The sequence below is a fragment of the Streptomyces sp. NPDC127117 genome, assembly GCF_042677325.1.
Classification (GTDB): Bacteria; Actinomycetota; Actinomycetes; order Streptomycetales; family Streptomycetaceae; genus Streptomyces.
In genome coordinates this window covers 110,095-133,351 of record NZ_JBHXTM010000020.1, presented here as the reverse complement: position 1 = coordinate 133,351, position 23,257 = coordinate 110,095, and the positions used below count along the sequence as shown (strand labels likewise).

The following is a 23,257-nucleotide window of genomic DNA, read 5'->3' as shown; positions in this document are numbered from 1 at the left end:
CGCTTGCGTTTCGGGGGGGGCGTGCGGGGCGGGGGTGGTTCCGGGGGCGGGGGCGGGGGGGTTTTGCCCCCCGGGCCACCCCCCGCCCCGGGGTGCCCGGTTGTCCCTGGCCGGCCACCCCCGGGGCCGTTCGTCACTGTCCGGTGTCCGTGCCGGCGGGGGCGCCGCCGTCGCCCTGCGCCGGGGCCTCGCCCGCGGGGTCCGTGCCGGCGGTGGCGCCGTCGGCGGGTGCCGACGGGGAGGGAGTGGCCGCCGGGGACGGGCTCGTACGGTCACCGGTGCTGCCGGACCGCGTGGGGTCGGGCGTCGGGTCGGCCGAGGAGCGGCCGCCCTCGCCGGTGTCCGGGCTCCGGCTAGTGCCGCCCTGCGAGTCCGTACCGGGCGTCGCGTCGTTCTCCTGACCCGGTGTCCGGTCCCGGTCGGGACCGGTGGTCGTCGTAGGCGCCGGATCGTTCGACCCGGAACCCCGCTCCCCGCCGCGCACCACGGAGCCGACTGTGGTGCCGCTGCCCCCGCTCAGGTCGTTGCCGGAGATCAGCTCGTACGTGGTGATTCCCGCCATCGTGAGGACGAAGACCACCGCCGCGCCGAGCGCTGAGCGCTTCCAGCCGCGGATCCGGGTGCCGTGCGTGGTGGCTTCGGAGAACTCCTCGTCCGGGTCCGGGCGCGCCGTGGTGAGCAGTTGGGTCGCGTCGGGGGGCCGCAGCATGCGCGTACGGTCCGGATCGTCGTCGGCCGGGGCGTTCGGCGGGACCTTGGCGTCCGCCCCGCGCAGCACGGTCGTGGCGTCCATGGCGGGCAGCACGGTGGTGGCGTCCGCGGCATCCGTGGTTCCGCGGGGAGTACCGGACGGGGTCCTGGGCGGCGGCAGCCGCGTCCCCTCGGCCGTACGCGCACCGCTCGTCTCACGCGTGTGCACCGTCACCTCACGGCCCGGGTGCTTCACATGGACGGTGACCTCGCGGATCTGCTCCCCCGTGCGCCGGAAGAAGTGCTGGAAGACCGATCCGCCGCAGGTGGCGACGACGCTCATCACTCCGGCACCGAGGATCGTTCCGTACACACCCAGCTGGGAGGCCGCCACCGCCGCCGCGACCGCTGCCACGGCACTGCCCGCGACCTGCGGCAGGCTCAGATCTATACGCCTTTCTTTGGGTTCTATGTCACTTTCCGGCTTCTGCACCATTTCCAGCCCTTGATTGACATCTCTCCCACCATGCAACAGGAAGGGACATTTGAGCGAAGTGAATGGTTCCGGTTCCGGGGATTCTGTGAAGCAGGACACGCGCGCGGGGCGCACCACCCCCGGCCCGATGGCCGAACTCCCGCACCTCACCGGAACTTCGACGGCGCGGCGGTCCACCCTGATGGCCCGAATGGAGTACTGTGGCGAGCCCTGGGGCCGGACTCCCGTACGGGTGTCCGGGATCTTCGGGAGGGGGCCGAAGGAGGCACTCGATCCGGCGGCGCCACGGCATCGCACGGGGACTGGCTACATGAGGTGACGAGAGGTCACTTTCTGTTGCAGAATAGGTCACCGTGTCATACCGGCGATCAAGGGCTCACGCCCGACACGCCGGGCAACACGGCAATGTTGTGGCAGGCTGCACCCGGGCAGGCCACACTCGACTAGCGGAAGCAGCGACGCACGTGACGTCGGCAGGCACCACCCGGGAGGTCCCCATGCCCGAACTGCGTGTCGTGGCCGTCTCCAACGACGGCACACGACTGGTGCTCAAGGCTGCGGACAGCACGGAGTACACGCTTCCCATCGACGAGCGGCTGCGCGCCGCCGTGCGCAACGACCGCGCGCGACTCGGCCAGATCGAGATCGAGGTGGAGAGCCACCTCCGCCCCCGCGACATCCAGGCCCGGATACGAGCCGGTGCCTCCGCGGAGGAGGTCGCCCAGTTCGCCGGCATCCCCGTCGACCGTGTCCGCCGCTTCGAGGGCCCCGTGCTCGCGGAGCGCGCCTTCATGGCCGAGCGGGCCCGGAAGACTCCCGTGCGCCGTCCCGGCGAGAACACCGGCCCCCAGCTCGGCGAGGCGGTGCAGGAGCGGCTGCTGCTGCGCGGCGCCGACAAGGAGACCGTCCAGTGGGATTCCTGGCGCCGGGACGACGGCACCTGGGAAGTCCTGCTGGTCTACCGGGTCGCGGGCGAGCCGCACTCGGCGAGCTGGACGTACGATCCGCCGCGCCGGCTGGTCCAGGCCGTGGACGACGAGGCGCGTTCGCTGATCGGCGAGACCGACGACGTCGCCGCGCCCGAGCCGAGCTTCCCGTTCGTACCCCGGATCGCCCGGCTGCCGCGCGACCGGCCGCTGGACCGCGCCCTGGACCGCCAGATGGAGCGGCCGACGGCCCCGCCGCCCCCGCCCGAGCCCGAGGAGCACATCGCGTCCGTCTCGGCCGGTGAGCGCGATTCGCTGACCAGCCTGCTGGAGGCGGTGCCGAGCTTCCGCGGCGACATGGTGGTGCCGGAACGGCCCGCGCAGCCCGAGCCGCCCGCGATCGAGCCCTCGGCGCAGGAGCCGGAGTCCGATGAGCCGCCGGCCGCGGCGGCCTCCGCGGGAGCCGGTTCGGCCTACGCGGATGTGCTGATGCCGCGAGCGGTGGCCGGTCACCGCGACCGCCTGACCGGTACGACCGACCGCCAGGCCGAGGCGGACGGCGTCCGGCCCGGCCGCCGGGCGGCCGTACCGACCTGGGACGAGATCGTCTTCGGCACCCGCCGCAAGAAGCAGGACTGAGCGGAGGAACCGCGGCATGACGAGGGCCCGTACGCCACTGCGTACGGGCCCTCGTGCCGTCTGCCGCCGCCGTGCCCCCCGCTCATCGGGCCGGGGGCGGCGGTCCCGGTCGTCGCGCCCTCCGTTACCCGGGCTCGGGCCCCGTGGCCACCGGCCGGGACTCGTCGCCGGACCACTCGGACCAGGAGCCCGCGTACAGCGCCGCGGGGATCCCGGCGATAGCCAGGGCCAGGACCTCGTGGGCACCGGAGACGCCGGAGCCGCAGTAGACGCCGATGTCGTCCGACCGGTCGGCGCCGAGTTCCTTGAAGCGGACCGCCAGCGCTTGTGGGGCCAGGAACCGCCCGTCGTCCCCCGTGTTCTCGGAGGTCGGGGCCGAGACGGCGCCCGGGATGTGGCCGCCCACCCGGTCGATCGGCTCCACGTCGCCGCGGTAGCGCTCGGCGGCCCGCGCGTCGAGCAGCAGCCCCGAGCGGGCCAGCGCCGCCGCCCCGTCCGCGTCCAGCAGCGCCAGCGCGCCGGGAGCGGGCCGGAAGTCGCCCTCGGCCGGCGCCGGGATCCCGGTGTCGAGGTCGCCCGCCCAGGCGGCGAGACCGCCGTCCAGGACCCTCACGTCCGGGTGCCCCGTCCAGCGCAGCAGCCACCAGGCGCGGGCCGCGGCCCAGCCCTGACCGCCGTCGTACACGACCACCGGGGTGTCCCGGGAGACTCCGGCCCGGCGCATCACCGCCCCGAACTCGTCCGGATCGGGCAGCGGATGGCGACCGCCGCGGCCCGCGGGTCCGGCGAGTTCCGCGTCCAGGTCGACGTAGACCGCGCCGGGAATGTGCCCGGCCTCGTACTCGGGCCGCCCGTTCGGGCCGCCCAGCTGCCAACGTACGTCCAGGAGCACCGGCGGACGTGGCCCCGCCGACTCGCTCGCGTATTCCGATGCGGTGATGATGGGCTTCATGGGTGCCATCCTCGCGCAGGAGGCACCCCACCCGTCACACCCTCGAAACGGGCGCACCGCAGTAATCCGGTCTCCCTCCGTCGAGATCCGGAAAGTGCGGCGCGGCCGGAGCACTTCGTGCGCCGGGTGGTGCCAACATCTGCACGGGGCGTACACATCCCGTACCGCACGACGGCGAGCCGGCCCCGATTTCCCCCGTACGGCCACCCCGATGGTCCGAGGAGAGAGTGACGATGACCGAGGCTGCCGCCCCGCGTACGCCCGGAACACCTTGCTGGGTGAGTCTGATCGTGCATGGCATGAGCACGACCCAGGACTTCTACGCCGATCTGTTCGGCTGGGAATTCGAGCCGGGTCCGGACCAGCTGGGTCCGTACGTCCGGGCACTGATCGACGGAAAAGTGGTGGCGGGCATCGGACAGTTGCCGCCGGACCGGCACCTGCCGGTCGCCTGGACGACCTATCTGGCCACCGGCGACGCGGATCTCACGGCGGAGGCGATCAGGTCCTGCGGGGGCACGGTCGCCGTTGGGCCGCTCGACGCGGGCGAGGCGGGCCGGCTCGCCATCGCCTCCGACCCCGGCGGTGCGGTCTTCGGCGTCTGGCAGGCCGCCGCTCATCTCGGTACCGCACTCGCCGGTGCCCCCGGCACCCCGGTCTGGAACGAGCTGGTGACCCGGGAGACCGCGACGGTCTGCAAGTTCTACCAGACGGTCTTCGGCTACGAGGCGGAGGCGGTCGTCTCGGCCGACTTCGACTACCAGACCCTGTGTCTGGAGGGCCGGCCGGTGGCCTCGCTTCACGGTGTCGGCCATGCCCTGCCGCGCGACCGGGGGCCGCACTGGATGACGTACTTCGAGGTCTCCGACACCGACGAGGCCGCCCGGCGGGTGGTGGAGCTGGGTGGGTACATCCTGCAGCCGCCCCGGGAAGGGGCGAGCGGCCGGGTGGCGACCGTGGCGGACCCGGAGGGCGCGGCGTTCACGATCGTCCGGTCGGCCGCCGGCTGAGCCGGCCGGCGGCAGGGTCTCAGCCGGTCCGGACCCGTTCGACATGCCGGTGGGCGGGGCCGGCCAGCCGGGCGTGCATCTCGTCGAAGAGCTCGGAGGCGTGGGTTCCGCTCCATTCGCCGGGCAGCAGTTCACGCGCGACACCGGGGTCGAGATAGACGAGCCGACGCCAGTCGGTGAGGACCCTGATGTACGTCGTGAACGCCTCCCGGTCCGTCACCGCGGGGCCGTTCGCGATCCGCTCGGCCACCGGGCGGTGCGCGGTGAGGAATTCGACGTACAGCCGTTGCAGCCGGGCGGTGTCCCACCACGAGCGGACCTTCGCGGCGAGTTCGTCGACGTCGCCCCCGCCGGCCGACAGGTAGTCGGCCCGGAAGAGGTCGGCGTACGAGCGCAGGCCGTGCCTGGCCAGCATGGACTCCGCCTCGTCGTGCACATGCCCCGGTGCGATCCACACGCCGGCGGACACCGAACCGAAGCCGAGCCGGGTGAGCTGGGTGCGCAGGGTGTGCCGCCTGGCGCGTTCGGACTCGGGCACCGAGAAGACGACCAGTACCCAGCCCTCGTCCACGGTGGCTCGTCGGGCCGCGAAGATGCGCGGATCGCCGTCGCGCAGCATCCGCTCGGTCTCGGGTGAGATCCGGTAGCCGGCCGCTCCGGACACCGTCCGGGCTTCGAGCAGTCCGGACCGCTTCAGCCGGGAGACGCAGGAGCGGACGGTCGGTGCCTCGACTCCGAGGTGGGCGAGCAGCTGGATCAGCGAGGCCACCGACATCCAGCCGTCGGTGTCGCGCGCGTACAGCCCGTAGACGGTCACGATCAGCTGTCTGGGCTGCACCTTGCCCAGCGGGCCCGGTCCGGAGTCGTCCTCTTCCGCGCTCACCGTGTTCACGGCCTCATCCTAAGCAGCGGCACGCGGGTGGCCGACGGGCGGTTCAGGCGGAGGTGACGGGCAGCACGTCCGGCGACAGCGCGCCCGCGCGGGCGGTGGCGCTGGTGGTCCTGCGCTGGTGGTGGCGCCGGCACAGCACCTCGTAGCCGACCTCGCCCGCCTGCTGGTTGACGTCGCCCACGACCACCTGGGCCCCTTCGACGACCATCTCGCCGCCGACGGTCCGGGCGTTGTGCGTGGCCCGTGCTCCGCACCAGCAGAGCGCTTCGACCTGGAGCGTCTCCACCCGGTCGGCCAGCTCGATCAGCCGCTGGGAGCCGGGGAACAGCTTGGTCCGGAAGTCGGTGGTGATGCCGAACGCGAAGACGTCCAGGTCGAGGTCGTCGACGATGCGTGCGAGCTGGTCGATCTGGACGGGGGCCAGGAACTGCGCCTCGTCCACGATCACGTAGTCCGCCCGGCCGCCCCGGCTTATCCGGTCGACGAGGTGGGTGTACAGGTCCATGCCCTCGTCGGCCTCGACGGCCTCGGTGACCAGGCCCAGGCGCGAGGAGAGCTTGCCCTCCCCCGCCCGGTCGTCGCGGGTGAAGATCACGCCCTGCAGGCCGCGTGCCGAACGGTTGTGGCCGATCTGGAGCGCCAGCGTGCTCTTTCCGCAGTCCATCGTTCCGGAGAAGAACACAAGCTCGGGCATGAGGGGTTGAGCACCTTTCGGGCGGAGCTGATCGGAGTGGGGACGGCGGCGGGAAAAACGCGGTTACGAGCGTACTTCGAGGAGCGGGACGAGCTGCTCGACGGGGGTCATCGAGCCGTGCATCGCGACCATCGCGGACTCGTGCGGCTCATTGACGGAGGCGGTGATCACCACGTCGTCGTGGGCCGCCGCGACGACGTCGCCGATCCTTCCGTGGACCCGTTCGTCGACCTCGGGGCCGAACCAGCCGGCCGCGATCGCCTCGTCCCGGCTCGCCACCCAGAACTGCTCGCCGAGCACTTCCCGCCAGACGGTCAGCACGTCACTCTCGGCTCCGGGGACGGCGTACACATGACGGGCCCGGCCCTCGCCGCCGAGCAGGGCGACGCCCGCGCGCAGCTCCCAGTCCTCGTCGAAGTCGATCCGGGACTGCTCGTCGAACGGGATGTCGATCATGCCGTGGTCGGCGGTGATGTACAGCGCCGAGCGGGGCGGGAGCTGTTCGGCCAGGCGCCGCGCCAGTCCGTCCACGTACATCAGCTGTCCACGCCAGGCGTCGGAGTCGACGCCGAAGCGGTGGCCCTTGCCGTCGACCTCGCTGTAGTACGTGTAGACGAGCGACCGGTCGCCCATGGCGAGCCGTTCGGCGGCGATGTCCATCCGCTCCTCGCCGGTGAGCCGGCCCAGGAACGAGCCGCCGCTGAGCGCGACCTTGGTGAGCGGGGTCTGCTCGAAGGCGGGGGCGGAGACCTGGGCGGTGCGCACGCCCGCGGCGTCGGCGAGCTGGAAGACGGTGGGGTACGGCTGCCAGACCTTCGGGGAGGTCCAGGGCTTCCAGCGGAGCTGGTTCATCAGCTCGCCGGTCTCCGGATTGCGTGCGCTGTAGCCGGGCAGGCCGTGCTCCCCGGGCGGCAGTCCGGTGCCCACCGAGGCGAGCGAGGTCGCCGTGGTGGCCGGGAAGCCCGCCGTTATCGGACGGCCGGTGCCGCCGCGCGAGGTGGGGAGCAGGGAGTGCAGAAACGGTGCCTCGTCGGGGTGGGCCTTGATCTGCTCCCAGCCGAGGCCGTCGATCAGGAACACGCAGTTCCGGTCGGCGGGGGTGAGTTCGGGGATCGCCGCGGTGAAGCCGGGAACGCCCTGTCCGGCGACGAGCGTGGGCAGCAGATCGGCGAGCGATCCACTGCCGTACTCCGGCACCGGGGCGCTCTCGACGGAGAGCGGAACGGGGTCCTGCCAGGCCGGCTGAGCCATCAGCGGCCGGTCGCCGCGGTCGCGGCCGTGGCCTCGGAGAGCGACTGGGCGAAGGCGAGGGTCTGGCGCACGGTGTCCGGGCCGTCACCTGCCTCGCTGACCCGCAGGCTCAGGTCGTCGGCGGTGGAGTTGCCCGTGTAGCCGTGGTCGGCCTCGCAGTTGGGGTCGCCGCAGGCGGCCGGCTCCAGGTCGATCCGGGAGACCGCGCCCCAGCCGATGGTGAGGACGACCTCGCGGGGCAGCGTGCCCGGCACGTACTTCTCGGGATTGGCGACGACCCGGCTGACCACGACCGACGAGATCCGGTCGAGCTTCACCGACTCCGTGGAGGTGGTGGCGTACGGGGTCGGGGAGCTGGTGTCGGCGTTCTGCTCGTCGGTGTGGCTGACGATGAAACGGTTGTCCGTCAGGACCAGGACCGTGACGTGGCGGCGCACCTCGTTCGAGTCGAAGGTTGTCTCCTGGTGCACCAGGTACGAAGCGACCGGCTCACCGCCCACGGCGGCCTCCACCGCCTCGGCCACGAGGGCCGGGTAGTAGCCACTGCGCTCGATCGCCGCGCGCAGCCCCTGGGTCGTCGTACCGGTCTTAGCCATGAGCACCATCCTACGGGGGGCGGATGACTGCCGGGGACGTTGCGCGGCAGGGCGGACCGGGACCTCGGGGCGGGACGGTGCCCGCCCCGGCCGGCGTCAGTAGTTGGGGAGGCGGCGGGGGCCGAGGTCGGTACGGGCCGGGGGCGGCGAGAGGCGGACGCTCGCACCGAGGACCGTGAGCCCCTGGGTGGCGACCACGACCGGTTCCAGCGCGATGGAGACCACCTCGGGGTGGTCGTCGACCAGCCGGGACACCCGCAGCAGCAGCTCTTCGAGCGAGGCGGTGTCCACCGGCGCCGCACCGCGCCAGCCGAACAGCACCGGGGCCGCCCGGATGGACCGGATCAGCTCGGCGGCGTCGCGGTCGGTGGCCGGGACGAGGCGGTGGGCGGTGTCACCGAGGAGTTCGGAGGGCGCGCCCGCGAGCCCGAAGGAGAGCACGGCGCCGGCCGCCGGGTCGATCGTGGCCCGTACGACGGTGTCGACGCCGCGCGGCGCCATGGCCTGGACCACCGGCTGGAGTTCGGCGGGCTTGCCGAGCAGGTCGGTCAGCTCGCCGTACGCCCGGCGCAGCGCGGTCTCGTTGGCGAGGTCGAGCCGGACACCGCCGAGATCGGCGCGGTGGCGCAGGTGCGGTGCGGTGGTCTTGAGCGCCACGGGGTAGCCGAGCCGGGCCGCCGCCACGACGGCCGCTTCCGGGTCGGGTGCCGGGAGCGTCGGCCGCACGGTGATGCCGTAGCGGCCCAGGAGCTCGCGGGCCTGGTCGGGTGCGAGCTGGAGGCCCCTCGGGTCGGGGTCGGGGCCGAGGAGGGTGTCGATGAGTCCGGCGGTGCCGGGCTCGTCGATGGTGTCGTCGAGGAACTCGGGCACCTTGCCGGGCGCGGCGGCCTGCCGTCGCCACTGCGCGTACCGCACCGCCTCGGCCAGGGCGCGCACCGCCCGTTCGGCTGCGGGGTAGGCGGGGATCCGGCCGTTGCGGGGGCCGGGGGCGCCGGTGACGGGGGTCGTGGGCGCCGGGCCGGGGTCGGGCGGGGTGGTGGCTGAGGTGCGCGTGGGGCTCACGGCCGGGGCGGGCTGTGCCGGGGGGCGCGGCTGGGCGACCGTGCTGGTGGCCGCGGCGAGGGCCTCGGCCAGCCCGCCGATCTCGACGTGCACGACGGCCACCGGCTTGGCCGGGCCCGCGGCGGCGGCCGTGTGCAGGGCGGCCGCGAGCACCTCTCCGTCGCCCGATTCCGCCTCGCCGTCCTCGCCGACCCACGGGATCGCCGTCACCACCACCGAGTCGCAGCCGTCGTCGGCCAGGGCCTCGGCGAGGGCGTTCCTGAAGTCCTGCGGGGTGGCGGCGGTGGTCAGGTCGAGGGGCGGGCGCGGGCGCAGCCCCTCGGCGAGGCAGGCGTCGTACGTGAGGAGGCCGAGCGATTCGGAGTTGCCGAGGATCGCGACCCGGGGGCCGGCCGGGAGCGGCTGGTCGGCGAGGAGGAGGCCCGCGTCGACCATCTCGGTCACCGTGTCGACCCGGATCACGCCCGCCTGCCGCATCAGCGCCGAGACCGTCGCGTCCGGGATCCGGCTGATCGGCACCGCGTGGCCGGGCGGCGTGGAACCGCTGTGCCGGGCGCCCTTCACCACGACCACCGGCTTCATCGCCGCGGTGCGCCGCGCGAGGCGGGTGAACTTGCGGGGGTTGCCGAGCGATTCGAGGTACAGCAGGGCGACGTCGGTGTCGGGGTCCTCGTACCAGTACTGGAGGAAGTCGTTGCCCGAGATGTCGGCACGGTTGCCCGCGGAGATGAAGGTGGACAGGCCCGCGCCGCGCCGGTAGAGCCCGGAGAGCAGCGCGATGCCGATCGCTCCGGACTGGGTGAACAGGCCGATGCGTCCGGGGGCGGGCGGCTCGGGGGCGAGCGAGGCGTTCAGCCGGACCGTTTCGGCGTTGTTGATGACTCCGAAGGCGTTCGGGCCGATGATCCGCATCCCGTACGAGCGGGCCTGCCGGACCAGTTCGCGCTGCCGTTCCCGGCCCTCGGCGCCCCATTCGGCGTATCCGGCGGAGAGCACCACCAGGCCCTGGACGCCGTGCTCGCCGCAGTCCGCGACGGCTTCCGGAACCCGGTCGGCGGGGACGGCGACGACCGCGAGGTCGACCGGCTCCTCGATCTCGCCGATGGAGCGGTGGGCGGGGACGCCGTCGACGGTGGCCCGGTCTGCGGCGAAGGCGCGGTTCACGGCGTACGTGCGGCCGGTGAAGCCGGCTCCGAGGAGGTTGCGCAGAACGGTGCGGCCGACACCGCCGGGGGTCCGGCCGACGCCGATGACGGCGACGGAGCCGGGGGCCAGCAGGCGCTGCACGGACCGTGCCTCCGCCCGCTGTTCACGGCCGCGCTGGACGGCGAGGGATTCGGCGGTCGGTTCGAGGTCCAGGGTGAGGTGGACGGAGCCGTCCTCGAAACTGCGCTGCTGGGTGTACCCGGCGTCCCGGAACACCTTGATCATCTTGTTGTTGGCCGGCAGCACCTCGGCGGCGAAGCGGCGGATGCCGCGCTCGCGGGCGACGGCCGCGATGTGTTCGAGGAGGGCCGAGGCCACACCCCGGCCCTGGTGCGCGTCCTGGACGAGGAAGGCGACCTCGGCCTGGTCGGCGGGGGCGGAGGCGGGCCTGCCCCGCTCGTCGATCCGGTCGTAGCGGACGGTCGCGATGAACTCGCCGCCGACCGTGACGGCGAGCCCCACCCGGTCGACGTAGTCGTGATGGGTGAAGCGGTGCACGTCCCGGTCGGACAGCCGAGGGTACGGGGCGAAGAACCGGTAGTACTTCGACTCGTCGGAAACCTGCTCGTAGAAGCTGACCAGCCGTTCGGCGTCGTCCGTGGTGATGGGCCTGATGCGCGCGGTGCCTCCGTCGCGGAGCACCACGTCCGCTTCCCAGTGGTCGGGATAAGCGTGATGCGGACTCTGCTCCGGCGCGGGCTGCATGGGCAAAGAGTACGGCTCCGTCAGCGGTCGCGTAGGCCTCGGGGCCGGGGCAGGCTGAGAGGGCCGATCGGCGGGTCCGCAGGCGTTACGGGCTGTTCCCGGGGTCGGCCGGAGCACCGCGCACCGCGTGAGAGACTGGTCTAGACAACTGTTGATTCGTGAAGGGCAGAACCATGGCTGAGCGCCGCGTCAACGTCGGTTGGGCCGAGGGCCTGCACGCCCGCCCCGCTTCCATCTTCGTCCGTGCCGCCACGGCTTCCGGCGTCCCCGTGACGATCGCCAAGGCCGACGGCAACCCGGTGAACGCCGCTTCCATGCTCGCGGTCCTCGGTCTCGGCGCGCAGGGTGGCGAGGAGATCGTGCTCGCCTCCGAGGCCGACAACTCCGAAGCCGCCCTGGACCGTCTGGCCAAGCTGGTCGCCGACGGACTTGAGGAACTCCCGGAGACCGTCTGAAACATCTTCCGCGAGAGAGCCGTGGCACCCTGAACCGGGTCTGCGGCTCTTTTGTTTTTCCGGTGCTTGCAGGATGAATTCCGGCACCCAGGATCCAGGCCCACGAAATCCGGGTGGAGCGGAATCCGGGCAGGGCAGAATCCAGGAAGGCAAAATCCGGACCACTCGGAATGCGCCCCGCACAATGACTTCTCTTTGTATACGGCGCGATTGTTAATGGCGGACACCCGCGGTGTTTACGGAATGTTGCGAGGTCCTCACCCGGTCGGCCCGGGGCGTGCCGGGCCGCCGTCGCAGCCGGTGCGCGGCCGCAGCCCGTTCCGCGTGGTGGGCGGCCAGCGTCCTGGCCCGTTCCGCGTCGCCGCGCGCCACCGCGTCCACGATCGCCCCGTGCTCGGCCCAGGAATCCACCGGCCGGGCGGGCTGCTCGACCGCGTACATCCAGTCGATCTTGTGCCGCAGCTGGGTGAGCAGCGCGATCAGGCCGGGGCTGCCGGAGGCCTGCGCCAGCGTCTCGTGGAACCAGCCGCCCAGTGAGCGCAGATCCTCGCCCTCGCCGCGCCGGGCCCGGTCCTGGCCGAGCCGCACGAGGCCGCGGAGCACCTTGAGGTGCGCCTCGGTGCGGCGCTGCGCGGCGCGGGCGGCGCCCAGGGGCTCCAGCAGCGTGCGGACCTCCAGGAGGTCGGCCGCCTCCAGTTCGGTGGGCTCGGCGACGCAGGCGCCCGCGTGCCGCCGGGTGACGACGAAGCCCTCGGATTCCAGGGTGCGCAGCGCCTCCCGTACCGGGACGCGGGAAACCCCGTAACGGCGGGCCAGCAACTCCTCCGTGAGACGGCTGCCGCGTTCGAAGACACCGGAGACGATGTCGTCACGGATTGCCGTGCATACCGAATGCGCCGGAATGCGCATGTCCGAACCTCCGCCTCAATCCCCGCGAAACGCGGCCGGCCGACGCCTGTTCCGCGACTCTATTGCAATGCGGCTGCATTTCCGATGCCGGGCGGAAATTCATGAATATCTTTTGGCCACGGGACGGTTCGGCGGCCGGTCGTCTCCCGCGGTCGAGGAGGCGGGCATGGCGAAGGCCCCGGCGCGCTGCCGGGGCCTTCGACGAGGTGGTGCGGTGGGCGTCGGTCAGACGTGGACGCCGTGGGCGCGCAGGTACGCGACCGGGTCCATGTCGGACCCGTACGACGGGGTCGTCCGGGCCTCGAAGTGGAGGTGCGGCCCGGTGGAGTTGCCGGTCGAGCCGGAGAGGCCGATCTGCTGGCCCGCGCCGACGCTCTGGCCGACAAAGACGCCGATCGAGGAGAGGTGGCCGTACTGCGTGTACGTGCCGTCCGTCATCCGGAGCACGATGTTGTTGCCGTACGCGCCGCCCCAGCCGGCCTCGACGACCGTGCCGGCGCCGACGGCGACGACGGAGCTGCCGGAGGCGGCGTGGAAGTCGATGCCGGAGTGGCTGCCGGAGGACCAGAGCGAGCCGCTGGACTTGTAGCCGGTGCTTACGTACGAACCCGCGACCGGGAGCTGGAAGGAGCCCAGGCGGGTGCGCTCGGCGGACCGGGCGGCGCGGGCCTTCTCGGCGCGGGCCTCGGCGGCGCGCTTCGCCTCGGCCTTGGCCTCGGCCGCCGCCTTGGCCTTTGCCTCGGCCTTCTTCTTGGCCTCGGCCTTCCGGTGGGCCTCGGCCTTCGCCTTCGCCGCGACGTCGGCCTGATGCTGCTGGGCGTCGGCCTGGGCGTCGATCCGGTCGGCGAGGGTCTTGTCGATGGCGATGACCTGGTTGAGACCGGTCTCGCTCACGGAGGGTGCGTCGGAGTCCGCCGCGAAGGCGGGAGCGGCCAGGCCGCCGATGACGCCGGTGGTGGCCAGAGCCGCGACGCCGACGGCCTTCGCGCTGCCGCGCGTCAGTCGGCTCGGGGCACGGTGCTTCCCGGTGGCACGGGTGAACGCCATGGAGTGGCTGGTCCTTTCCTTCCTTCTCGCCTACCGGGTTAGCTGACGGGTTCGGAGCAGGAAGGTCTCCTACGGACACCCCGGCCCATCCGGGCTCAGGCGTCCGATTCACCCCAGGGACTGCGTGGGTCCCCGGCTCCCCAGGCTCGCGCCTGACGGGGACTCGGCGATGACTGTCCGGTACGTCGCGGATGCGGCATACGAGTGACGGGCAGTCGAGCCGACGCTAAGCGGGGTCACTTTCATTCACCAAACGGACAGGCCATTTTGTAGCGCATCCCACAGGGCAGACAGGCAACCTTCCCCCAGAACGGACAAAAAGGAAGACCCTGGCGAGATGACACTCGCAAGGGCCTTCCTTCTGTCCTGATATGCGGCGAAATGTCGAGTTGGGACCTGTTGTGACGGGCCGGACGTCAGCCGGTGACCACCGACACCTCTCCGATGCCCAGGGCCCGGACGGGCTCCTCGATCCGTGCGGCGTCGCCGACGAGGATCGTGACCAGCCGGTCACCCGGGAAGGCGTTGACGACCGCCGCGGTCGCCTCGACCGTGCCGGTCTCCGCGAGCCGGGCGTACAGCTGCGCCTGGTAGTCGTCCGGCAGGTGCTGCTCGACCTGGTCGGCGAGGGTGCCCGCGACGGAGGCCGCCGTCTCGAACTTCAGGGGCGCCACACCCACGAGGTTCTGCACGGCCGTCTCGCGCTCCTCGTCGGTCAGGCCCTCGGCCGCCAGGGTCCGCAGGACCGTCCACAGGTCCTTCAGCGCCGGCTCGGTGGACTCGGTGTCCACCGAGCCGCTGATGGCGAGCATCGCGGCGCCGGTCGCCCCCGAGGCGGAGTCCGGGGCCGACGACCGCAGCACCTGGGCGAAGGCCCGCACGCCGTACGTGTAGCCCTTCTCCTCGCGCAGCACCCGGTCGAGCCGCGAGGTGAGGGTGCCGCCCAGGCAGTACGTGCCGAGCACCTGGGCCGGCCACACGCTGTCGTGCCGGTCGGCGCCGATCCGGCCGATCAGCAGCTGGGTCTGCACCGCGCCCGGACGGTCGACGATGACCACGCGGCCGGTGTCGTCGGCGGTGATCGGCGGGGCGGGGCGGGGTGCGGCGGCGTCTCCGGACCAGTCGCCGAGGGTGTCGGCGAGCAGGGCGTCCAGGTCGATGCCGGTGAGGTCCCCGACTACCACGGCGGTCGCCGTGGACGGCCGGACGTGGGCGTCGAAGAACGCGCGCACGGCCGCCGAGTCGATCCGCGCCACCGTCTCCTCGGTGCCCTGGCGCGGGCGGGACATCCGCGCCGTGGCCGGGAACAGCTCCTTGGAGAGCTGCTTGGCGGCACGCCGGGCCGGGTTGGCCTGCTCGTGCGGGATCTCGTCGAGCCGGTTGCGTACCAGCCGCTCGATCTCGCTCTCGGCGAAGGCGGGCGCCCGCAGCGCCTCGGCCACCAGCGCGAGGGCCTTGGCCAGCCGGGAGGCGGGGACCTCCAGGGAGACCCGGACACCGGGGTGGTCGGCGTGCGCGTCGAGGGTGGCGCCGCAGCGCTCCAGCTCGGCGGCGAACTCCTCGGCGGTGTGCTTGTCGGTGCCTTCGTTCAGCGCCCGCGACATGATCGTGGCCACGCCGTCGAGACCCTCGGGCTCGGCGTCCAGCGGGGCGTCGAGGAAGATCTCGACGGCCACGACCTGCTGGCCGGGGCGGTGGCAGCGCAGCACCGTGAGGCCGTTGGGCAGGGCGCCGCGCTCGGGCGCGGGGAAGGCCCAGGGGCGGGCGACGCCGGGGGCCGGCTGCGGGTGGTACTGCATCGAAACTCCAGTCGCGGCAGCGTCGGTCACTGGTCCGCCCCTTCGTGCGCGTCGGTGTCGGTCTCGTCGGTGTCCGCCGCGTCCGCGGGCTCGGCCGGTTCGACCGGCTCGTAGACCAGCACCGCGCGGTTGTCGGGACGCAGCTGGGCCTTGGCGGCCGCCTGCACCTCCTCCGCGGTGACGTCGAGCACCCGCTGAACGGCGGTCAGGGCGAGCTGCGGGTCGCCGAACAGCACGGCGAACCGGCACAGTTCGTCGGCACGGCCGGCGACCGTACCCAGGCGGTCCAGCCACTCGCGCTCCAACTGGGCCTGCGCGCGCTCCATTTCCTCGGGCGTGGGGCCGTCGGCGGCGAACCGGGCGAGCTCCTCGTCGACCGCGGCCTCGACCTGCGGCACCTCGACGCCGCCGGACATCTTGACGTCCAGCCAGCCCAGCGAGGGCGCGCCGGCCAGCCGCAGCAGCCCGAACCCGGCCGCCACGGCCGTACGGTCACGGCGGACCAGGCGGTTGTGCAGCCGCGACGACTCGCCGCCGCCGAGCACGGTCAGCGCGAGGTCCGCCGCGTCGCACTCGCGGGTGCCGTCGTGCGGCAGCCGGTAGGCGGCCATCAGCGCCCGCGCCGGGACCTCCTCACGCACTTCCTCGCGCAGCTGCTCGCCGATGATCTCCGGGAGCGTGCCGTCGCGCGGCGGCTGCTTGCCGTCGTGGGACGGGATGGAGCCGAAGTACTTCTCGATCCAGGCGAGGGTCTGCTCGGGGTCGATGTCGCCGACGACCGAGAGCACCGCGTTGTTGGGCGCGTAGTACGTACGGAAGAAGGTGCGCGCGTCCTCAAGGGTCGCGGCGTCCAGGTCGGCCATCGAGCCGATCGGGGTGTGGTGGTACGGGTGGCCCTCGGGGTAGGCCAGTGCCGTCAGCTTCTCGAACGCCGTGCCGTAGGGGACGTTGTCGTAGCGCTGGCGGCGTTCGTTCTTGACGACGTCGCGCTGGTTCTCCATGGACTCCTCGTCGAGCGCGGCGAGCAGCGAGCCCATCCGGTCGGCTTCGAGCCACAGGGCCAGCTCCAGCTGGTGCGTGGGCATGGTCTCGAAATAGTTGGTGCGCTCGAAGCTGGTGGTCCCGTTGAGCGAGCCGCCGGCCCCCTGCACCAGCTCGAAGTGGCCGTTCCCCTTGACCTGGCCGGAGCCCTGGAACATCAGGTGCTCGAACAGGTGAGCCAGCCCGGTGCGTCCCTTGACCTCGTGGCGCGAGCCGACGTCGTACCAGAGGCAGACCGCGGCGACCGGGGTCAGATGGTCCTCGGAGAGCACCACGCGCAGGCCGTTGGCCAGGCGGTGCTCGGTCGCTGTCAAGCCGCCGGAGCCGGCCTGAGCGGTGGCCGTGTGACCCATGGGCATGTACGTCCCTTCGATCGCGATACTGGATTTCCTGCGAGACCTGCCACTTTAGGCAAGCGCACGGACACCTGGCGAAGTTCCCGTAACCCGGAAGTTCGCGTGAAAGAGGGGCGCATCCCCCGCGCGGCGGGGCGCGAAGGCGTCTCGACCGGGGCCCGGAACGCCTCTTGGGACGGGTCGAGGTCGGCGATGTCAGTGCGGCGGTCCACAATGGTCCGCGTCAGAACCTGAGGTTGCCCGAACAGAATCCGTGAAGGAGTCGCAGCAGCGATGGCCCGCCGCAGCACGAAGACCCCGCCGCCGGACGACTTCGAGGAGAAGATCCTCGACATCGACGTCGTCGACGAAATGCAGGGCTCCTTCCTCGAGTACGCGTACTCGGTGATCTACTCACGGGCCCTGCCCGACGCCCGTGACGGCATGAAGCCGGTGCACCGCCGCATCGTGTACCAGATGAACGAGATGGGCCTGCGCCCCGATCGCGGCTTCGTGAAGTGCGCCCGCGTCGTCGGCGAGGTCATGGGTAAGTTGCACCCGCACGGTGACGCGTCGATCTACGACGCGCTGGTCCGTCTGGCGCAGCCGTTCTCCATGCGGCTCCCCCTGGTCGACGGCCACGGCAACTTCGGCTCGCTCGGCAACGACGACCCGCCTGCCGCCATGCGGTACACCGAGTGCCGGATGGCCGACGCGACGTCACTGATGACGGAGTCGATCGACGAGGACACCGTCGCTTTCCAGTCGAATTACGACGGCCAGGAGACGGAACCGACCGTTCTCCCCGCCGCGTACCCGAACCTCCTGGTCAACGGGTCGTCCGGGATCGCGGTCGGCATGGCGACCAATATGCCGCCGCACAATCTGGGCGAGGTCATCGCCGCCGCCCGGCACCTGATCAAGCATCCGGGCGCGGACCTGGAGACCCTGATGCGGTTCGTGCCCGGTCCCGATCTGCCCACCGGCGGCCGGATCGTGGGCCTGGGCGGCATCAAGGACGCGTACGCCCGCGGCCGCGGCACGTTCAAGATCCGCGCGACCGTCTCGGTGGAGAACGTGACGGCCCGCCGCAAGGGCCTGGTCGTCACCGAACTGCCCTTCACCGTCGGCCCGGAGAAGGTGATCGCCAAGATCAAGGACCTTGTCTCGGCGAAGAAGCTCCAGGGCATCGCGGACGTGAAGGACCTGACCGACCGCGAGCACGGCCTGCGCCTGGTCATCGAGGTGAAGAACGGCTTCGTGCCGGAGGCCGTCCTGGAGCAGCTCTACAAGCTGACGCCGATGGAGGAGTCCTTCGGCATCAACAATGTGGCGCTGGTCGACGGTCAGCCGCTCACGCTGGGGCTCAAGGAGCTCCTGGAGGTCTATCTCGACCACCGCTTCGACGTGGTGCGCCGGCGCAGCGAGTTCCGCCGGGGCAAGCGCCGCGACCGGCTGCATCTGGTCGAGGGCCTGCTCGTCGCGCTGATCGACATCGACGAGGTCATCCGGATCATCCGGTCCAGTGACAATTCCGCGCAGGCGAAGGAGCGGCTCATCGAGCGCTTCTCGCTGAGCGAGATCCAGACGCAGTACATCCTGGACACCCCGCTGCGCCGGCTGACCCGGTTCGACCGGATCGAGCTGGAGAGCGAGCGGGACCGGCTCAACGGCGAGATCGAGGCGCTGACCGCCATCCTCGAATCGGACACCGAGCTGCGCAAGCTGGTCTCTTCGGAACTGGCCGCGGTCGCCAAGAAGTTCGGCACCGACCGGCGTACGGTACTGCTGGAGTCGGCCGGTGCGCAGGTCGCCTCGGTGCCGCTGGAGGTCGCTGACGACCCGTGCCGGGTGCTGCTGTCCTCGACCGGCCTGCTGGCCCGTACCGCCAATGACGAGCCGATCGTGCTCGCCGAGGACGCCAAGCGTGCCAAGCACGATGTGATCGTCTCGGCGGTGCTGGCGACGGCCCGCGGCGATGTGGGCGTGGTGACGTCGGCGGGCCGGCTGCTGCGGCTCGCGGTGATCGATCTGCCCCAGCTGCCGGACACCCATGCGGCGCCCAATCTGTCGGGCGGGGCGATGGTCGCGGAGTTCCTCACACTGGAGAGCGACGAGTCCGTCGTCTGTCTCACCACGCTCGACGAGGCCTCCCCCGGGCTCGCGATCGGCACCCTCCAGGGCATCGTGAAGCGGGTGGTGCCGGACTATCCGGCCAACAAGGACGAGTTGGAGGTCATCTCCCTCAAGGACGGTGACCGGATCGTCGGCGCCGCCGAGCTGCGGACCGGCGAGGAGGATCTGGTCTTCATCACGTCCGACGCGCAGCTGCTGCGCTACCCGGCGGCGCAGGTGCGGCCGCAGGGCCGTCCCGCCGGTGGCATGGCGGGGGTCAAGCTCGCGGCGGGCGCCGAGGTGATCTCGTTCACGGCGGTGGATCCTGCCGCGGACGCGGTGGTGTTCACCGTCGCGGGCTCGCACGGCACGCTGGACGACTCGGTGCTGACGTGCAAGCTCACCCCGTTCGACCAGTACCCGCGCAAGGGCCGGGCCACCGGTGGTGTGCGCTGCCAGCGGTTCCTCAAGGGCGAGGACGTGCTGGTGTTCGGCTGGGCAGGTGAGACACCCGCCCGCGCCGCGCAGCAGAACGGCACGCCGAGCGAGCTGCCGGAGCCGGACCCGCGGCGCGACGGTTCGGGAACGCCGCTGGCCAAGCCGGTCGCGGTGATCGCCGGCCCGGTGTAGCCGGCCGGCCGGGCGACGCGTGGCGGAGTGCTACGCGTCGTCGGGCCGTTGTACGTAGCGCAGGACGCCCCACATGCTTCGCTCGTGTGCGGCGTCCTGTGTCGCGTCGGGGGCCGGTGCGGTGCTCTCGCGGCAGTCGGCCAGCTCCTTGTGCAGGGCTTCCGGGGCGATGCCCGAGCCGATCAGCACCAGCTGGGTTTGGCGTGGTTCGTCGCGCTTCCAGGGCTGCGGGTCGAACCGCAGGAACCTGCCGACCGAGTGCAGGGCGTACTTGTTGGCCCGGTCGCCCACGCCGAAGTCGACGAACCCCTTGATCCGGTAGAGGCCCTGCGGCCGGGAGTCGAGGAACTCCATCAGACGGCGGGGGTTCATGGGCACGTCCGCGGTGAAGGACACGCTGTCGTACGCGGCGTGCAGGTGGTGCGCGTGCCCGGCCCCGCCCGCCTCCTCCTCGCTCCGAGCCCGGAGCAGATCCTCGAAGGTGAGCTGACGGGCCTTCTCCTCGCCGTCCGGCCGCAGTGCCGGGTCGAAGAGCAGCTCCGGGTCGATGCGTCCGTACGTGGCACGGATGACGGCTGCCCCGGCGCGGCCGGGGGCGCCTGCCGCGGCGATGACGTCCTGGATGCGGGTCTGTTCCTCGCTCGCGACCCGGTCGGTCTTGTTCAGGACGACGAGGTCGGCGACGGCGAGGTGGCGGTCGATCTCGGGATGGCGGTCCCGGGTGGCGTCGAACTCGGCGGCGTCGACGACCTCGACCAGTCCCCCGTACACGATGTGCGGATTCTCGCTGGCGAGGATCATGCGTACGAGTTCCTGCGGCTCGGCCAGTCCGCTGGCCTCGATCACGATCACGTCGAGACGGGCGGCGGGCCCGGTCAGCGTCTCCAGGAAGGTGTCGAGTTCGCTCGCGTCGACCGCGCAGCACAGGCAGCCGTTGCCCAGTGAGACCGTGGAGCCGACCTGCCCGGAGACCGTCATGGCGTCGATCTCGATGGCGCCGAAGTCGTTGACGATCACGCCGATCCGGTTTCCCGCGCGGTTGCGCAGGAGGTGGTTGAGCAGCGTCGTCTTGCCCGACCCCAGGAACCCCGTGAGGACGATGACCGGGATCTGCTGCTTGCGGGGCGGGGACGACGCGTTCAACGGAGACCTCTCTCGGGGACCTCAGGGCATGGGGACCGGCTGGGGCGGGGGCGTACCGACGTAGCGGGCCGCCGGGCGGATGATCTTCGAGTCCTCCGCCTGCTCCAGGATATTGGCGCTCCAGCCGACCGCCCGCGCCGCGCAGAACGTCGGCGTGAACATCTCGCGCGGCAGCCCGCACAGCTCCATGACGACTCCGGCGTAGAACTCCACGTTGGTGTGCAGCTCCCGGCCAGGCTTGAGCTCGGCGAGTATCGCCTCGACCTGGCGCTCGACCTCGACGGCGAAGTCGACGAGCGGGCCGCCGAACCCCTGGGCGATGCCCCGCAGCATCCGTGAGCGGGGGTCCTCGGTGCGGTAGACGGGATGGCCGAAGCCCATGATCCGCTCGCCGGCGAGCACCCGTTCGCGGATCCAGCCGTCGATGCGGTCGGGGGTGCCGATGGCGTCCAGGGTGTCGAGCGCCCGGCTCGGCGCCCCGCCGTGCAGCGGCCCGGAGAGCGCGCCGATGGCCGCCACCAGGCAGGCCGCCATGTCGGCGCCGGTGGAGGCGACGACGCGGGCGGTGAACGTCGAGGCGTTGAAGCCGTGGTCGACGGTGGAGATCAGGTACTGCTCCACGGCCCTGGCGCGGGCGGGGTCCGGTACGGAGCCGGTGAGCATGTAGAGGTAGTTGGCGGCGTGGGGCAGGTCCTCGCGCGGTTCGACCGGTTCGAGGCCCCGGCCGAGGCGGTGCAGTGCGGTGAGCACGGTGGGGACGGCGGCGCAGGCGGCCAGTGCGTCGGCGCGGCGGTCGCCTGCGTCGATGTCGTACACCGGCTTGAAGCCTGCCGAGGCGCCGAGGAGCGAGAGGGCGGTGCGCAGACCGGCCAAGGGGCCGGAGCCGGCGCGTGCGATGGCGGGCAGCACGTCGCGGACCTCGGCGGGCAGCCGGCGCAGCGCGGCGGTGCGGGCGGCGAATTCGGTACGGGCCGCGGCGTCGGGCAGCGTGCCCTCGAACATCAGGTACCAGACGTCCTCGAAGCTGCGGGTCCGGGCCAGTTCGATCGCCGAGTACTGCCAATAGTGGTAGAAGCCCTCGCGCCCCCGGACGTCGCCGAGGGCCGTGTCGGTGACGACGACACCTGCGAGACCTCGGGGTACGTCGAGCGGGGTTCCGCTGGTCATGGTCGGCATCTCTTCCTCCGTGAACGTTCCGGTGGATTCATTGACATTGATTCAGACTTTCCATGCTTGACTGTAATCCTGTCAATGTTGATTGAATCAATATGGATACGGTTGTGACATGAAGGATCAAGCAGCGCCCGGCGACGGTCCGGGGGCGACGGCTCCGCAGCGGCTCAGCACCCGGGAGACGGCCGAACGACTCGGGGTGAAGCCCGAGACGGTGTACGCGTACGTCAGCCGGGGCCAGCTGAGCAGCAGCCGCGCCCCGGGCGGACGCGGCAGCACCTTCGACGCCACCGAGGTCGATGCGCTGGCCCGCCGCACGGGCCGCAGGGCCCCTTCCCCCACCGCTGCCGGTGACCTGGCCTTCCGTACCGGCATCACGCTGATCGAGGACGACGCCTACTACTTCCGCGGTGTCGACGCGGTCGAGCTGGCCCGCCGGTACGCCTACGAGGAGGTCGCCGAGTGGCTCTGGACCGGTGAGCTGCGGCCCGGCGTCCGGTTCACGGCACCGGACGAGACGCTGGCCGCGGCACGGCGGGCGGTCGGCGCGCTGCCCGTGCACAGCGGCTCGACGGACCGGTTGCGGGTGGCGGTGGTCGCCTCGGCGACAGCCGATCCGCTCCGTTTCGACCTCTCGCGCGAGGCGGTGCTCGCCGCCGCGCGGAGCCTCGTCCCGACTCTGGTCGGCGCGCTCCCGCCGGCCACTGGCGCGCCGTCGGCGGCCGGGAGAGCCGAGGAGCGGGCGGGGGCGGATGATGCCGGACTGGCCCGGCGGCTGTGGCCGAAACTCACACCCCGACCGGCCGACAAACCGTCGATCACCGCACTGGACACCGCCCTCGCCCTGCTGATCGACCACGATCTCGCGGCCTCGACGCTGGCCGCCAGGGTCGCCGCGTCCGCCCGCGCCCATCCGTACGCGGTGGTCTCCGCCGGCCTCGGAGTCCTGGAGGGCCAGCTGCACGGGGCGGCGAGCGGGCTGGCGCACCGGATGCTGACCGAGGTCCTGGAGCGGGGCAGCGCCGTACCGGTGGTCGCGGACCATCTGCGTACCGGACGCCGGGTGCCCGGACTCGGCCACCGGCTCTACACCGCCGAGGACCCGCGGGCACGGGCGCTGTTCGCCCTGCTCGCACAGGTGCCGCAGGCGGCAGCGGCGCTCGCCGCGGCACGCGACGTGGTCGCCACGACGGCCCGGCACGCTTCCCTGCACGCCAACGTCGACCTGGCGCTCGCCGTGCTCTCGGTCTCCTGCGGGATGTCCGCGGAGGCCGGCGAAACCGTGTTCGCGGTGTCCCGCACGGCCGGCTGGATCGCCCATGCCCTGGAGGAGTACGGCGAACGGCCCCTGCGGATGCGCCCCAGCGGCCAGTACGCGGGGCCCAGACCGCCTCAGCCGCTGCCCGCCGCCATGGGGGAACCTCTGCGGTAGTCGGTCCGCGGGAGGAGCGAGAGGGAAATTCGTGTGAGGGAATTCGCGCGAGGGAAATC

The 23,257-nt window shown here is 72.1% G+C and carries 18 protein-coding genes and 1 riboswitch; of the genes, 5 read left to right on the top strand and 13 right to left on the bottom strand.

Annotated features, from left to right (window positions below; all coding sequences use genetic code 11):
- Positions 1-133 precede the first annotated feature (133 nt).
- On the bottom strand, positions 134-1,186 hold the full coding sequence (locus tag ACFVH0_RS19590) for a hypothetical protein (protein WP_385821749.1): 1,053 nt from the start codon (positions 1,184-1,186) through the stop codon (positions 134-136).
- Between the two features lie 497 nt (positions 1,187-1,683).
- Here ACFVH0_RS19590 and sepH point away from each other — a divergent pair, with 497 nt between their 5' ends.
- The gene (gene sepH, locus ACFVH0_RS19585; RefSeq protein ID WP_385821747.1) at positions 1,684-2,751 is read left to right on the top strand and encodes a septation protein SepH; all 1,068 of its coding nucleotides are present in this window, start codon (positions 1,684-1,686) and stop codon (positions 2,749-2,751) included.
- Between the two features lie 124 nt (positions 2,752-2,875).
- Here sepH and ACFVH0_RS19580 read toward each other — a convergent pair whose 3' ends face one another.
- Positions 2,876-3,703 (bottom strand): sulfurtransferase, encoded by an 828-nt coding sequence (locus ACFVH0_RS19580; RefSeq protein WP_385821745.1) that lies wholly within the window; start codon positions 3,701-3,703, stop codon positions 2,876-2,878.
- 233 nt (positions 3,704-3,936) lie between these two features.
- On the opposite strand from ACFVH0_RS19580, the gene ACFVH0_RS19575 reads away from it, so the two are divergent.
- Positions 3,937-4,713: a VOC family protein gene (locus ACFVH0_RS19575; RefSeq protein WP_385821743.1), complete on the top strand. Its 777-nt coding sequence runs from the start codon at positions 3,937-3,939 to the stop codon at positions 4,711-4,713.
- 19 nt (positions 4,714-4,732) lie between these two features.
- Here the strand turns inward: ACFVH0_RS19575 and ACFVH0_RS19570 are convergent, their stop codons facing one another.
- The 5 genes from ACFVH0_RS19570 to ACFVH0_RS19550 form a co-directional block, all read right to left on the bottom strand.
- Positions 4,733-5,605 carry a PaaX family transcriptional regulator C-terminal domain-containing protein gene (locus ACFVH0_RS19570; protein ID WP_385821741.1) on the bottom strand — a complete coding sequence of 291 codons (873 nt, stop codon included), beginning with the start codon at positions 5,603-5,605 and terminating at the stop codon, positions 4,733-4,735.
- A 43-nt stretch (positions 5,606-5,648) separates the two neighbouring features.
- Positions 5,649-6,299: a thymidine kinase gene (locus ACFVH0_RS19565; protein WP_385821739.1), complete on the bottom strand. Its 651-nt coding sequence runs from the start codon at positions 6,297-6,299 to the stop codon at positions 5,649-5,651.
- A gap of 63 nt (positions 6,300-6,362) precedes the next feature.
- On the bottom strand, positions 6,363-7,550 hold the full coding sequence (locus tag ACFVH0_RS19560; RefSeq protein ID WP_385821737.1) for an alkaline phosphatase family protein: 1,188 nt from the start codon (positions 7,548-7,550) through the stop codon (positions 6,363-6,365).
- Positions 7,550-8,146: a DUF5998 family protein gene (locus ACFVH0_RS19555; protein ID WP_093539487.1), complete on the bottom strand. Its 597-nt coding sequence runs from the start codon at positions 8,144-8,146 to the stop codon at positions 7,550-7,552. Before ACFVH0_RS19555 ends, ACFVH0_RS19560 begins: the two co-directional genes overlap by 1 nt.
- A 96-nt stretch (positions 8,147-8,242) precedes the next feature.
- On the bottom strand, positions 8,243-11,119 hold the full coding sequence (locus ACFVH0_RS19550) for a GNAT family N-acetyltransferase (protein WP_385821735.1): 2,877 nt from the start codon (positions 11,117-11,119) through the stop codon (positions 8,243-8,245).
- A gap of 173 nt (positions 11,120-11,292) precedes the next feature.
- On the opposite strand from ACFVH0_RS19550, the gene ACFVH0_RS19545 reads away from it, so the two are divergent.
- Entirely contained in the window at positions 11,293-11,574 is a 282-nt protein-coding gene (locus ACFVH0_RS19545; RefSeq protein WP_385821733.1) for an HPr family phosphocarrier protein, read from the top strand.
- A gap of 213 nt (positions 11,575-11,787) precedes the next feature.
- Here the strand turns inward: ACFVH0_RS19545 and ACFVH0_RS19540 are convergent, their stop codons facing one another.
- From ACFVH0_RS19540 to ACFVH0_RS19525, 4 genes are all read right to left on the bottom strand, one after another.
- A complete protein-coding gene (locus tag ACFVH0_RS19540) occupies positions 11,788-12,483 on the bottom strand; it encodes a GntR family transcriptional regulator (protein ID WP_385821730.1) in 696 nt (231 codons plus the stop codon).
- A 225-nt stretch (positions 12,484-12,708) separates the two neighbouring features.
- The gene (locus ACFVH0_RS19535) at positions 12,709-13,530 is read right to left on the bottom strand and encodes a M23 family metallopeptidase (protein ID WP_385821728.1); all 822 of its coding nucleotides are present in this window, start codon (positions 13,528-13,530) and stop codon (positions 12,709-12,711) included.
- A 13-nt stretch (positions 13,531-13,543) separates the two neighbouring features.
- Positions 13,544-13,709, bottom strand: a riboswitch (cyclic di-AMP (ydaO/yuaA leader).
- A gap of 237 nt (positions 13,710-13,946) precedes the next feature.
- Positions 13,947-15,329, bottom strand: a complete 1,383-nt coding sequence (locus ACFVH0_RS19530; RefSeq protein WP_385821726.1) for a M16 family metallopeptidase — start codon at positions 15,327-15,329, stop codon at positions 13,947-13,949.
- Between the two features lie 26 nt (positions 15,330-15,355).
- On the bottom strand, positions 15,356-16,729 hold the full coding sequence (locus ACFVH0_RS19525) for a M16 family metallopeptidase (protein WP_385821724.1): 1,374 nt from the start codon (positions 16,727-16,729) through the stop codon (positions 15,356-15,358).
- A gap of 270 nt (positions 16,730-16,999) precedes the next feature.
- Here ACFVH0_RS19525 and ACFVH0_RS19520 point away from each other — a divergent pair, with 270 nt between their 5' ends.
- A complete protein-coding gene (locus tag ACFVH0_RS19520) occupies positions 17,000-19,450 on the top strand; it encodes a DNA topoisomerase (ATP-hydrolyzing) subunit A (RefSeq protein WP_385821722.1) in 2,451 nt (816 codons plus the stop codon).
- 30 nt (positions 19,451-19,480) lie between these two features.
- On the opposite strand, the gene ACFVH0_RS19515 is transcribed toward ACFVH0_RS19520, so the two are convergent.
- The gene (locus ACFVH0_RS19515) at positions 19,481-20,593 is read right to left on the bottom strand and encodes a CobW family GTP-binding protein (protein WP_385821720.1); all 1,113 of its coding nucleotides are present in this window, start codon (positions 20,591-20,593) and stop codon (positions 19,481-19,483) included.
- Between the two features lie 21 nt (positions 20,594-20,614).
- The gene (locus ACFVH0_RS19510; RefSeq protein ID WP_385821718.1) at positions 20,615-21,769 is read right to left on the bottom strand and encodes a citrate synthase/methylcitrate synthase; all 1,155 of its coding nucleotides are present in this window, start codon (positions 21,767-21,769) and stop codon (positions 20,615-20,617) included.
- A gap of 109 nt (positions 21,770-21,878) precedes the next feature.
- Between ACFVH0_RS19510 and ACFVH0_RS19505 the strand changes: the two genes are divergently transcribed.
- Positions 21,879-23,198, top strand: coding sequence for a citrate/2-methylcitrate synthase (locus tag ACFVH0_RS19505; protein WP_385821716.1), 1,320 nt, complete (start codon positions 21,879-21,881; stop codon positions 23,196-23,198).
- The last annotated feature ends 59 nt before the right edge of the window (positions 23,199-23,257 follow it).